Here is a 14,511-nt window from a genome sequence, read left to right as displayed (position 1 = left end):
AAAAGCTTGATTTAGCAAATGTAATTGCTTCTTTACTCGCAATGACAAAAAGAATAAAATCCGCGACAATCCGCGCTTTGACCAAAGCAAATCCGTATGATCCGCGTGCCATTTATCAATTCAAACTTTTAATTTTTCCACTCTTCAAATCAACACTAAAATGATCCGCAGGAACTTCATGCATGAATTTATTAAATATAATCAAGAACAATCGCATTTGGTTTTGCAATAATTTTTCTTTTGATGCATCTTCTTTATGATTTTCGAAAAACAGCTGAGACAATACTTTATATTGTTTGGCTCTGGCAATTCCAACATCTACTAAAGCTAGTTCATCGGCGCTTCTGAAACGGTAAAAATCGACCAACAAATCATAACCTGTCCAATTGAAATCTTGTTTTTTGAGATTGTTTTGAGCTAAAATTTTCTCAGCAATACTTTGCGCTTCTGCCCATTCTTTTTTAAAGTTTTCTTTATTTTTCAGAATTACATCAAAATCTTTATCCGACTGAATATTGGCTAAAACCAATAAATCTTCTCCTGAAACATTCAGTATGAAATTCTTGAAAGATTCTGGCCAATCGTCTTTCAGAAAACGCAAACGAACCAATTCCTTTAGATGAAAATCGGTAAAATCATGGTAGTTTTTAGTTTTTAGTATATCAATATTCCAAATATCTTTTGTGTTTTGACTTTCTAAGAATTGATACTCCATTTTATACAAATCAAAAAGCTCGTTGTATCCTGAAACTTCATCAATTGTAATGGTTTGAATATCGAGAAGATTGTCTTTTTTGATCGTTAATAATTTGTATGCCGGTATATATGCCGCCAAGGATGGCGTCTGAATATTCACCAAAGTATTTCCTTTTGCTGTGGTTCTGATTCCTGTATCATTGATATGCATATGCCCGCCAAAGTGAATCTTCAATCCAACATCAGCAAAAACCTGCGCTACTTCCTCAACCGGAACGCGGTTGAGTTGCCATTTATTTGGCCCAAGCAACTCTTTTATTTCCACCGAAGCGTCATCATTAAAATCAATCATCGGAAAATGACTAAAAGCAATCAAAGTTTTGCCTTGTAGTTTGGCTTGCTCTGAAATTTCTTCGACCCATTTTATCAGGTGTTTTTTGTTGGAAAGTACATTGTTGTAACCCGTACTTGCTTCTGAATAGTTTTTAGAATCTTTAGGATCTGCGTCATTATTTTTTGGAATATAAACATTCCCATCAATTGCCATTAACCAAAGTCCGTCGAGAGGCTCAACGAGATAACTTACATCCGGAACTTCAAATCCAGAGGAAACATTATACACTCTATTGGATAATAAAGCAGCTTGAGATGCTTTTTCGAAGCTATAATTCTGAGATGTATACCCAGAAAAAGGTGTCGCCCAGAACTTATATTTTTTATTGGGATAAAAACCAAAGTTTTTCAAATTCTCAGTAATTCCCAAATAACCCATTTTAGCAATATCGGCGGTAATAACAACAGGCTGTTCGATCGTTAAGTTTGGCTTATACAGGCCTTCTTTGCTATAAATGGGTTGGCTTTTTCCTTCTCTACCTAAAAAATCTTCTTTGCCGGATTCCTGTGCAAAAGGTCCAACAGGATCGTGATTTCCAGTAGTAATGAAGAACTCTATATTGTATTTTTTTCTGTACTGATCTAAAATTTTCTCTAAGCCTCTTACGTGAATTGGCTGACCGTCATCTGTGTAATCTCCCGGAAGTGCCACATATTTTATCTTTCTTTTTGCAATATCTTCTAAAGCGGCTATAAAAGCAAAATAATTTTCATTGAAAATTCGGGTCGAATGCAGCTGAGACGCCATTGTTCTCATTAACGTATATTTTCCGTTTTTCGTATTCAGAATGCCTTTATAATCATTATCAGAAAATGTTCCGTACAGATCCTGTAAATGAACATCGGATAAAAAAGCAACCTGAACGCCTTCCAGATTCTTTGTTTTTTGTGCTGAAATTGTGGTATTTAATAAAATAAAGAACAGAAAAGCAAGGTAATTTTTATAGTAGGTAGTAAATTTTAAAATCATGGGTTAGGCTTTTGCAAATGAGGTTATAAAAAGATTTGCAATTTTAGGAATTAAAACTCGAAATACCTTTATCGTATTGTTACGGAATGATAATTATTAGTGCTTTGCCGTGATGTTGATTTAAGCGCGAGGTGGGCTAAGATATACGCCAAGTTCGCAAAGTTTTTTTTGAAGCTGGCTAGTAATTGCTGGCAAAGTCGCGAAGGCGCAAAGTTTTTATTTTCTTTTCGACCTTACTCGATTAAAAAATAACCCTTGCGAACTTGGCGTAAAACCCTGTGTGCCTTGTGGTTATTTTTTTTTATTAAATTTATAATCATTTTCAATTCAGATCAATCATGGAAACAAAAGATGAAAAACAAGCCATTTATGCCAAGACCAGAAAAGAATGGCGAGATTGGTTACAAGAAAATAATCAAACAGAGAAATCTGTCTGGTTGATTTTATATCATAAAAAAAGCAAAGTAGAAAGCATTAATCTTGTTGAAGCAACCGAAGAAGCTTTATGTTTTGGATGGATTGATAGTTTGTGTAAAAAACGAGATGTCGAAAGTTTTTATCTCACCTTCACGCCCAGAAATCCAAAGAAAAGTAAATGGAGCCAACCTAACAGAGATCGTGCCCAAAGAATGATTGAGCAGGGTTTAATGACCGAACACGGACAAAAACTTATTGATATTGCGAAGGAAAATGGGAAATGGGAACCTGTATAAAAAACAATCTTGCCATTTCTGACAAGATTGTATTAACCTTTCTCAAAGTCTACAAGTTTGACAAAGGTTCAAATAAACATAACTAACAATATTATTTCTTTAAAAAACGCCTCACGATTTGTTGACCCTCTTTCTGAAAAACAATCAAATAAACACCTCTGTTTAAACCTGAAACATCGATATTATTATCCTGGATTTGCTGGGTCTTAACCAAAATTCCGTTTTGAGAGTCAACAATTGAAACGGTTGCTCCTGTTACATCTCTTGTAAAGAAAAGCGTATTGGCTACCGGATTTGGATATACATTTAATGCAATGGTATCTTCTTTTTCTTCCGTAAGAATCGATGAAGATTCAGCAATTATGCCCTCAGCAACAATTCTGGTAATTTTGATCCAGTTGATATTTACAGCACTAACCTGAATGTAGATTCCAAAATTATAAGTTCCGGCATTTACCTTTACCGTTTGCGTAACGGTTTGCCAGTTTTGCCATCCTGCTGTATTTGGAATATCAACATTACCTAAAATAGTCGTTCCTGCGTTTAAATCAGATGATATTCTGGCGCCTGATACAGCACTTGCAATTCTGTATTCTATTAAATAAGAACCACTAGTTGGGAAATTGATATTGTTATACGCCAGCCAATCTCCGGTATCTGTATAAGCAACGTTTAAACCTCCGCCTGAATCTGTGGTCGTTTCAGTTTGAATTCCGCTCATTGCAGCATAATCTTCAGCCTGAATTAAAGTCGAACTTTGTGATGCTGTTGTTGCAATTAATCTCCATTCTGCGCAAGTCTGATTGTTATTGTCCCATTGCTGTACATTGGCACCATTTGCAGTACTTGCTCCCGCAACCTCAACAACGCGCCCACTATGTCTGGCAATTATTTTATAAAATCCATCACCAGTGGCAACTAAAACAAACTGTTGATTGGTGGTTCCGTTATATGGATATTGCTCTACATTGGCTCCATTAGCTTTATTAAAACCATTTACATCAAGAGATTGTCCGCTATGATTGGCGATGATTTTATACAATCCGTCACCTAAATGTGTGAAGGTATATTTTTGATTGTTTCCAGAATTTGGTGTTCCCTGCGCAATATTTGCTCCGTTGGATAAACTCTCACTCCAAACATCCATATTCAAGCCACTGTTTCTATTTTGTAAAAAGAAAGTTTGATTTCCTAAAGTGGTAACTCCGTTGGCAAGAATTCTAATAGAAGTTACTTTATCATTCCAGGCCGCATTCAAACAAGAATTATCAGAATTGATTACCGTGGAGGCTCCTGTGAAATTATCATCCTGATACAAAATTGCCTGAAATCCCTGCGTGATTTTAAGCGAAGAAATATCATCATTTAAAACACCCAATGAATTCAAACGTGCCATATTATAATCTCCAATGGTTAAACCGCCTGAAAATCCAGTATAATTACAATCTTTATAAACGGTAATCACATCTGTCGACGCACTTATATTTCCTCCCGGGGGAATTGTTCCTGTAATGGAATAACTTCCGATAGAACCATAAGCCGAATAACCGCCATAACCTGCATTTCCTGCTCCTGTACCATCAACATCAATAAAGTATTTACCCGCTGGTAAATTGACATTCATAGAAGCATTTAAAGCAAAAGGATCAGAGTTCCAATAGGTTCCCATTTCGGCTCCTGCCGAATTATACAAACGAATTAAAAGATGAAGATTTCCGTCTCTTCCAACCGTATTAGCGTTGATCGAAACATTTCCTCCACCAGTTGTAAATGAGAAGAAATCATAATCGGCTTCACTTGAAATGATACCGCTTTTTTGATTAATAGCTCCACTTGCGTTATAATCTAAAGTAGCTGCCGAAGCTGTGGTATTTCCGTAATCATCGCCTCTGTAGCCTACCCCAAATTTAGAGCCAGCAATACTCGCTACATCATCCTGTTTGTTATTGGCAAAATCATATTCGCCTTTACTCCATTGTACAACTGGTCTGTAATAACCCGCTCCCATAATAGGAGCCCATGAAGTATTATTTATTCCTACGAAATAGTCTTCTGCAGGATTGGTTCGTCCGTCATGACCCAGATCAAAAGTATGTCCTACTTCATGCGCAGAGGCATCTCCACCAGATTTACCCGAAGTAATAAATACCCAACAAGGTACATCATTGTCCCAATTGAAGGAACCAATATATGCAACGCCTCCCGCCCCCGGGGCTGCAGTATTGGTTGGAGTTACCACCACACGCATTCTTCTGTTTCTTGGATACAAATTATAAACGGCTTCACTCGTTGTAACATTCAGATTAAATGGTCTGTAATCTTCAGATACTACTTCCCAATGTTGTTGTACATCTGCATCACTCATTCCTGATGGTAAGGCATTTATGGCTTTTCCGTTATTCCAAAGATTTCCTGCCGGCATATTATAACCGTCGAAATCTAATAATATACAACCTGCTGCGCCTGGCAAACTTTGCAAATTCAGTAACGCCGGAGCAATTGCAACGGCTACTTTACTGGTTGTTCTATTCGTGTTTTCAGGAACATTTTTATAATCAATACAAAGCAAAGTATTGATATCAACTTTCGAAACAAAAGCATTTCCCTGAGCATCTGAATAATATTTGTAGGCTTCTTTTGTCTTCTTTAAAATAATATGACCTTCCAGCGATTTGTCCCTCACTTTGATATAAAAAGAAGATTCTGCAACATTGCTGATTTCTCCAATCAAAAATTCACTTGAAATATTTGATTCTTTATAATTTATTTTTCCATTAAAGTTTTTTGAGTTGTCTATTTGAAGTAAAACTGTTTTTTCGGTACTCTTTGAAGTTGCAGAACTGACCAATTCTTTCTTTAGTTTATTCATAAAAGTTTTGCTCGAACCTAACGAAGTCTGTGCAATTGCAAAACTTCCAAACGCGATAAACAAGAGTAGGCTTAATCGAAATTTGTAATTGTTTTTCATATAAAATTTGGGGATTTGAGGTTACAATTTGCTAAAATATTAACCGCAAAGCGCAAGGTTATACGCAAGGTTCGCTAAGTATAGGCTTTTCGAACTTTGCGTATTTTCTTTGCCAACCTTGCGCTTAAAACTATTTTTTAATGAAACGTCTTACGGTTTGTGTGCCTTCTTTTTCAAAAACAATCAAATAAATACCTGATTTTAAAAGAGAAACATCTATACTATTGTTATTTACTTTTGACCCTGAAACAACAGCGCCGGTTTGAGAATCGATAATACTCACATTGGCATTGCTTACATCCTGAGTAATAGAAAGTGTACTATCAACAGAAGTTGGATATACATTTAAAGCGACAAACTCTTCTGAAGATGCAGATTTTGCTGCTAAAGCTGAAGCTGATTTGGTGATTCTCAACCAATTGATATTGACACCAGAACTTTGTATAAATATCCCGAAATTGTACGTTCCGGCATTTACATTGACCGTTTGAGATACCGTTTGCCAGTTTTGCCATCCTCCTGTATTAGGAATATTTACATTACCTAACTGGATTGTACCTGCATTTAAATCAGATGATATTCTGGCACCGGTTATGGCACTTGCCACTCTATATTCGATTACATAATTTCCTGAAGTTGGGAAATTAACATTCGAATATGCCATCCAGTCGCCTGTATCTGCGTAACCAACATTAAGGCCTCCGCCCGCATCTGTAGTGGCTTCTGTCTGAATACCGCTCATTGAAGAATAGCTTTCTGCTTGTATTAAAGTTCCTGTTCCTGGAGGATTACTCCCTGTAATAACCTGATTTACGGCTGTCAATAATGATTTAGCACCAGTCGCATCCTGAGACAATTCCCAAATCATAACTCCGCCCGCATTCTGAATCGCGAATGTTGTTTTGGCTTTAATGGTTGGAATACCGTTATAATAAATCGTGTTCCCTACCTGATCCAGATTTTCTGCTCCCGGATATTGCGCTACAATATTAGCATAAGAGATTCCCTGATTGGCAGAAGCTCCAAAACCATACCCATAAAATGGAAGTCCAATAATGGCTTTGCTTGCCGGTAAACCTCTTCCTGTCCAGTAATTAAATTGGTTTACGGCCATACTATAGGGAGAATGTTGTCCAGGGTTTCCCGGTTGCCAAGGTCCTGTTGCATCATACGCCATGATATTAATCCAGTCAAAAGCTGCAAAAGTAGATGCAGGTACATTTGCACCACCATATCCTTCTGAGAGCGCTGCCGAAATTAGCTTTCCATTAGCATGCAATTTTGCCGCAAGTGCTATGACAAATCCTCCATAATCGCTATTAATGGCCGGACCTTCTAAATCCATATCGACACCATCAAAATTGTGAGCCACAACATAGTCATAAATTTTTTGGATAAAAGCTGTTCTGTTGGCAGCTTTAATCAAATTGAAATAGTTATCACGAATGGCACCTCCTTCAGAAACTGATCCTCCTCCAAGAGAAACAAAAACTTTTACGTTTTGTGCATGTGCTGCATTAATTATGGTGTTACTTCCTGAATTAAAAGACAGATATCCATTGGCATCAGGATTTTCGAAAGCAATATTAATATGGGTCAGTTTACTGTACTGAACGCTGCTCGAAAAGGCATTCAGGTCTACCCAATTGGGGATATAAGCGATAACTTTCTTCTGGGCCATAGACAAATTGAAAACTCCCAATACTAAAATAAGGATCCATTTTAGTGGCATTCTTTTGTAATTGTTTTTCATAGGTTTTTGTTTAAAGGTTAATAAAAATGGTAATTAATTGAAAAAAAGAAAAGACTCGAAATAATAAATTCCAATTTGTTTTAAGTTCCAAAATCTAGTTTTTTCAAACTTCGTATTTCCTATTTACCAGGCTTCGAGAAGTAAAGTCATAGTTAGAATTTGGAATTTATCATCTTGAGTCTTTTACTTCATTAAATTATTTTTTGATAAAACGTTTCACCGTTTTTTGGCCGTCTTTTTCAAATACTATCAAATAAATTCCGCGTCGTAAATACGAAACATCTAAACTGTTATTATTGACTTTTCGTCCTGAAAATACAGTTCCTGTCTGAGAATCTACAATGCTTACATTTCCTCCACTGACATCTGTAGTGATGTAAAGTGTGTTTTCAACCGGGCTTGGATATATGTTCAAAGCTGTTTCAACATCTTCTTCTTCAACCAGTGGAGCCTGAGCCGTTTTAGCCGTTGATCCCGTACCCACTTTTGTAATTTTAATCCAGTTGATATTGAGTCCCGTATTCTGAATATAGATTCCAAAATTGTACGTTCCTGCATTTACATTTACCGTTTGAGCTACCGTTTGCCAGGTTTGCCATCCTCCTGTGTTTGGAATATCAACATTGCCTAAGACAATGGTTCCTCCGTTTAAATCAGACGATAATCTACCCCCGTTAACAGCACTTGCAACACGATATTCGATTAGATAAGAACCAGTCGTTGGAAAATTAATACTGTTATAGGCCAACCAGTCGCCCGTTTCTGTATAACCAACATTTGATCCTCCTGCGGTATCGGTAGTAGCTTCTACCTGAATGCCGCTCATGGCAGAATAATCTTCGGCCTGAATTAAAATAGAACTTTGAGAAGTCGTTGCCGGAACCAATTTCCATTGTCCGCATGTTTGATTGTTATTGTCCCATTGTTGTACTACAGCGCCAGAAGCGGTACTTGCTCCTGCAACCTCAACGATTCTGCCGCTATGTCTGGCTACAATTTTGTAAAATCCGTCGCCTGTTGCAACCAATACAAACTGTTGGTTAGTTGTTGCATTGTATGGATATTGCTCTACTTTGGCACCATTGGCTTTATTAAAATTATTTACATCCAGAGATTGACCGCTATGATTGGCTATAATTTTGTACAATCCGTCGCCTAAATGCGTGAAGGTAAATTTCTGATTGTTACCTGAATTCAAAGCTCCCTGATTGATAGCTGCACCATTGGATAGATTCGCATTCCAGACGTCCATGTATAAATTGCTGTTTCTGTTTTGAAGATAAAAGGTCTGATTATTCAAAGTAGTTGCTCCGTTTGCCAGAATTCTAATCGAAGTTACTTTATCATTCCATGTGGTATTCAAACAAGCATTATCAGAATTAATTACAGTTGAAGCTCCTGTAAAATTATCATCCTGATATAAAATCGCCTGAAAACCCTGAGCCACTTTAAGCGAAGAAATATCATCGTTTAAAACCCCTACAGTATTCAAACGCGCCAGATTATAATCTCCAATGGTCAATCCGCCGGAAAATCCGGTATAGTTACAATCTTTATATACTGTAATAACATCAGTTGTAGAGGGAACCAAAGGTGTTGATCCAGCATATCCGCCAAACGTAGCAATCACTTTAGTAGGTTGTGTGGTATGAAGCGATGGAGACTGATCAGCCACATCATCATAAGCAAATCCGTACGCCAGATTATCAACACTTATTCCCGGTAAATGCCAGAATTTAGAATAATGATTCGTTGGGTTTACCTGATAGAATTTCGAAGCATCGTACCAGTTTTGTTGCCCAGGATTTGGCGTCGTCACATTTACCACATGACGGTTAATGGCAGCCGTTAATTGCGCCTGAACCACAAGATCTAGATCTCCGTCGACCAATCTTCTGTCCAGAACGCCTTTTCCTTCAAGGGCTTCCTGAGTCGAAGGTCGGCTTTGAACTCTTCCTGTTCTTCCCACAAAACCTCCTGATTGTCCCACAACTTCAAGTTGTTCTCCAATCACTCTTCCTTTAAAAACTCCGGCATCACCTGCATAAAAAATTAAATCTTCATTTTTATATTTGTTCCAAATGGCATCAATATAAGATTTTAGATAATTCGCCTGAGCCCCTACAGAAGTTCCTCCGGTTCCATCGGCGAAGGCGGGAGTTTTTGATGGCGCCGTAATTTCGCCCGTTACATCATTTACACAACCTTGAAATTCTGATGGTACATTGGCTTTGAAAGCCGCCACAATATCGGCGTGTTTTTTTAATTCACCCACTCTTTTCTGATATCCATTAGCACCGAATAATTCTAATCCCATTGGGTATTTATACGAATCGACTCTGGATGGATTTCCAAAGAAACCATATTGATTGTTCGTTAATTCGATAATTTCATATAAAATGCCCTGATTCGGGTCAGTAGCATTTAACGGATTTGGCGAGGTATATCCCGAAGGAGCTCCGTTTGCACCAAAAAAGTAGAAATACAATTGTTGTCCTTTGGCAATAAAAACCCTGCAACCTGCAATTTGAGGCAGCGTAAAAGTCTTGTTTGGGATTTCGCTTAATTTGGTAAAACAATTGGCATATTTTGAGTTTTGTCCCGGTCCGGTATTCCCACCAATTGTAGGTCCTGTAACGGTATTGTAAGAAGCGCTCATAGGCAAAACCTGACTCGTTTTGGCGTTGACCCAAACGTGATTTCCGGTATTGTAATCAATACCCACTATGGCGACGTACAATTCGTTGTCATTAAATGTTGACGTATTACTTATCGTAAAGGGAATTGGGCCCTGCCCGTACATAAAATTGCATAGCAATGCCAGAAGCAATGCGGTAAAAAACCTTTTTTGTAATTTAAAATTTCTCATTGTTTAATTTTTTTTGGGTTAATAAACTTGTTTTTAATTCATTAGTAAGAATGAGAAAATTAATAGGTATAAAAGTTGGGTGTAACTATTAAGGATCATTACACCCAACCGGGTTTTAGATTATTGCTTGATCAGTTTTTTTGACCAGCTTTTTTGATCGGATTTAAAGTTCACAATGTAAATTCCCTTTCTAAGTTTACTCACATCGATCAGGTCTTCCTGAGCATCAGCATTCAATTTTTTCTCTATTAGCAAGGTTCCTGAATCATCATAAATCGTTACCACTTTGTTGTTTAATTCTCCAGGTATTGCCAGCTCAATATAATTGCTTGCCGGATTAGGATATACCGCAAATGCAGTACTTCTTGCATGAGTTTCTTGAGTTACAACCGCAGCTTTTCTGGCAGTAGAAGCAGATCCATAAGCTTCGATTTCGAATAAAGAATATCCGTATGGAGCCAAAGCTTTCGCCGTGCATAAAACTCTAATGTATCTTCCGGTTCCACTCACCGTCAAATCATCAGTTGCACCATCGCTTGCCGTTTGTGTATTTATAGTTTCATTTTCGGTGAAAACATTATCGGTCGAAATTTGTACTTTATACTGAGTTGCAAAAGCGGCTTCCCATTTTAATACTACACGATTGATGTTGTAATTACTTCCTAAATCAACATAAATCCATTCACTTGCATTGACAAAACTACTTGCCCATCTTGTTCCTGTGTCTCCATCTGTGGCTTTCGCCGAAGAATAAGTTGCGTTTTCTTCTGAAGAAGCTAAAGTAGTTTTGGCTAAAGCCAAATTGACATTGTTAGTAGGAGGCGTACTATTGCGAACAATAACATCACTAAAAACTCCTGTTGCCAAAGTTGCGTTCGCGTGAGAAGTTACCGCCATTCCCACATAAATGGTATTGGCCATAGCAATTGTTCTTGGCGTACCCAATTGTGTCCAGGTTGAACCATTATCTGAGGTATAAGATGTAAATACATTTCCTGCTCTTGTTACACGAAGCCATTTTGGAGCCGTTCCTGTAGCTGTCTGAGCTGTTGTGATTCCCGAAACAGTATCCCTGGATAGAAATTCTACTCCTGCTGCGGCCGTAATATCGGTCATAGCGTGTTTAGAACTTGGCGTCAAAGTTTCACGGAACATTACTCCTGCTTTTGCGTAAGTGTTGGTATTGGTTAATGAATTTACTTTGGCAATAATTTCAGCATCGCCTGTAATGGATTGGTTTACAAACTGAAATTGATCGCTCGATTCCCAAATATCAGTTCCCGATCCTTTTATGGTGAAAGTTCCGCTGGCATGAGTGGCTTCTCCGGCTGGAGTTACATCTCCTAAATCTGAACTTATCCAAGGCGCTGGTAAAGTTGCCGGAGGATTTTCTGTTCCCACTAAATTTACTGCTCTGATATTATCAAAATAATAGGTATTTCCTGAGTTCGTTCCCGGTTCAAATAAGAACACAAAACGATTTACTTCAGTATCCAATGTCGATGCATCCGGAGCGCTCGCATAAGTAAAGGTAATGGTATGCCAGGTATTGGTTTGTTTTACAACACCCTGATAAATACTATGTCTGCCAACAGGATAATTGGAAGGAACCGATGCGCTGCTTTCTGCCTGCCATGAAATTACTGATCCAACCGGCGCAGAAGTATACACATCCATAGCAAATTTCTTGGTTCCGCTTTTAAAATCTCCAATATTATTTAAAGTGGTATTGAAAGAAAAGTTATCGTACAACTCTGTGGATTTTCTAACATATTTTCCAACGTTTGTAGAGGTATTGATTCCACTTACGCTTGGATTTGGCGTGTTTGCTGTATAGGTTCCAATGGCATCTCTAAACGTGATATTGTGCACTGTTTGGTAATCTTCATAAACTACTCCGGGCGTAAAAGTGTCCGGTAATTTGGTTGAACCAATTCTGATATTATCAAAATAATACGTGTCGTTTGTAAAAGAACCTGAATTGGCTAGTATCACCATTTGGTTTACCGCCAGATTGGATGTTCCGGGATCCGGACTTGAATTGTAGTAGAAAGTCAGGGTTTCCCATTGATTTTGTTTGGTTGTAATCGCTACATAATTACTATTTCTTCCCGTGGGGAAATTAGCAGGAAGCGACGTTGCGCTATTCTCTAAATTCAGACTGACCACTGTACCAATTGGCGCGGTAGTATACACATCGATCATGATTTTATTGGTCTGATTTTTTAGTAAACCTGCATCTTCGATATTGCCTTGCGTATTAAAGAAAAGCACATCGTATTGTTCTGTAATATTTCGAACATATTTCGCCACATTTGCAGAAGAGTTAACCGCATTTACTCCCGGATTTGCCACAACAGAATATACTCCGGTTGTCGTTCCTTTAATTATTTTACTGATACCATCATAGTTTTGTAAAACATCTGTAGCAATAATTGGTTTTTCCAGAGCAGCTCTTGTAAGCAAATTATCAATATAATACGTCGTTGCGGTATTCGAATTGGATTCAAAAAGAAATACTACATTATTAATTGTTAAAGCACTTGTATTGGCATCGATTACTTTTTCGAATTCAAATTCAATGGTTTCCCATTTGTTCTGAACCGTAGTTGTGGCTTTGTAACCGCTGTGTCTTCCTGATGGGAAATTCGTGGCTGTGGTTACCAGACTATTTTCGAGTTGCATCGAAATTTTTGTACCAACAGGCGCCGAGGTATAGATATCAAAAGAAAGTTTTTTTCTGCCATACACATAATCATTCGCATTGCTGATCGTTACATTTTTGATATTTAAAACATCGTATAATTCAGAAGCGTTACGAACATATTTCCCCACCAAAGCCGATGTGTTGATTCCTGTAGCCGATGGATTTGCAACAGCTTCTGTAAGAACTCCTGTTTTAAGTCCATAAACAACATTTCGATTCGATTGAAAATCTTCGTAGATTCTCTCTACCGGTAAAGGCACTTCGGTAACCACGGCCAATTTATAAGTATTTCCAGCACATCCTGAAACGCTAGTGGCTACAGAAACGTCTCCGCCAGTAGTTCCCCAATTCACAGTGATTGTATTTGTTCCTTGCCCTGAAGTAATGGATGCTCCTGCCGGAACGGTCCAGTTATAAGTCGCTCCCGCAATAGCATTGATAGAATAGGTTTTACCTGTTTCGTTATGATACACTTTTGCATCGCCTAAAACGCCATAGGTAAAACTACCGCTGTAAACACGAACATAATCTACCTGGAGTTTTGCCGGAAAGTCAGCCGGAATTGGCTCTACACCTACTCCGTTTACACTTGTATAAGGCGTTCCGCCGCTACCAACAGCCAGATTTAAAATAATATAAAACTGTTGATCATTAAAAGGCCATCCGCCATTTACAGTCGTATTAGGTGTTGCGGTATGAAATAAAGTATCGTCTATAAACCATTTGATAATGTTTGGTCCCCATTCTACGGCATAAACGTGAAATTCGTTAGATAAATCAGTTGTTGAAGAATAACTTCTTCCGGTATAATGATAACCGCCTGCGTCATAATGAAGCGTTCCGTCTACAGATTTTGGGTTTCTGTGTTTGGCTTCCATAATATCAATTTCACCAGTAAAAGGCCAGTTTGAAGTTCCTGCCGGTAACATCCAGAAAGCCGGCCACGCGCCCATTGCGTTAGATAATTTCATACGGGCTTCGATTCTTCCGTATTTGATGGCATATTTACCTTCTGTTGTGAGTTTGGCCGAAGAATACGGCTGCGAGGGAAATGCCGCATTGGGTTCGTATTTTGCCTGAATGTTCAAATAACTGTTTGTTCCTTCCTTGACAATGGTTGCCTGACCAGGATCGTAACGTTGGGCTTCGGCATTTCCGAAACCGCAAAGCGATGGACAGCCGTTTCCGGAAATACTTTGCCATTTGGTCGCATCTACCGTTGTCCCGTTAAATTCATCTGACCAAATTAAAGTGTTGCATTGTGAGTGAACTTTTAAAAGTGGAAATAATGCCAGAACCAGTAACATTAAACACCTTTTTAATACATTGTAATTGCTTTTCGGTGGTCGGCCGAAAAAAGAGTCTTTTTGCTTCATTTGTCTTTAGGTTATTTGTTAGTAAAGATTATTAGCGCAATAAATACCTGCTTTGTAAAAAACAGA

6 protein-coding genes are annotated in these 14,511 nt (G+C 38.0%); 1 reads left to right on the top strand and 5 read right to left on the bottom strand.

The genetic code is table 11. From position 1 onward, the window contains the following. Nucleotides 1-115: 115 nt before the first annotated feature. A complete protein-coding gene (locus GIY83_RS06030; protein ID WP_208685680.1) occupies nucleotides 116-2,059 on the bottom strand; it encodes a metallophosphoesterase in 1,944 nt (647 codons plus the stop codon). Nucleotides 2,060-2,397: 338 nt separating this feature from the next. Here GIY83_RS06030 and GIY83_RS06025 point away from each other — a divergent pair, with 338 nt between their 5' ends. Then, nucleotides 2,398-2,772 carry a YdeI family protein gene (locus GIY83_RS06025; protein WP_208685678.1) on the top strand — a complete coding sequence of 125 codons (375 nt, stop codon included), beginning with the start codon at nucleotides 2,398-2,400 and terminating at the stop codon, nucleotides 2,770-2,772. Between the two features lie 91 nt (nucleotides 2,773-2,863). Here the strand turns inward: GIY83_RS06025 and GIY83_RS06020 are convergent, their stop codons facing one another. From GIY83_RS06020 to GIY83_RS06005, 4 genes are all read right to left on the bottom strand, one after another. Further along, entirely contained in the window at nucleotides 2,864-5,740 is a 2,877-nt protein-coding gene (locus tag GIY83_RS06020) for an RICIN domain-containing protein (protein ID WP_229029232.1), read from the bottom strand. 130 nt (nucleotides 5,741-5,870) lie between these two features. Next, nucleotides 5,871-7,493 (bottom strand): glycosyl hydrolase family 18 protein, encoded by a 1,623-nt coding sequence (locus GIY83_RS06015; RefSeq protein ID WP_208685676.1) that lies wholly within the window; start codon nucleotides 7,491-7,493, stop codon nucleotides 5,871-5,873. 196 nt (nucleotides 7,494-7,689) lie between these two features. Beyond that, nucleotides 7,690-10,362 (bottom strand): beta-1,3-glucanase family protein, encoded by a 2,673-nt coding sequence (locus tag GIY83_RS06010; RefSeq protein ID WP_208685674.1) that lies wholly within the window; start codon nucleotides 10,360-10,362, stop codon nucleotides 7,690-7,692. Nucleotides 10,363-10,482: 120 nt separating this feature from the next. Next, the gene (locus tag GIY83_RS06005) at nucleotides 10,483-14,376 is read right to left on the bottom strand and encodes a family 16 glycosylhydrolase (protein ID WP_229029231.1); all 3,894 of its coding nucleotides are present in this window, start codon (nucleotides 14,374-14,376) and stop codon (nucleotides 10,483-10,485) included. Nucleotides 14,377-14,511 lie beyond the last annotated feature (135 nt).

The sequence above is a fragment of the Flavobacterium sp. SLB02 genome (assembly GCF_009664855.1).
Lineage (GTDB): Bacteria > Bacteroidota > Bacteroidia > Flavobacteriales > Flavobacteriaceae > Flavobacterium.
The sequence above is the reverse complement of the archived record's forward strand: the minus strand, read 5'-3'. Positions and strand labels throughout refer to the sequence as shown.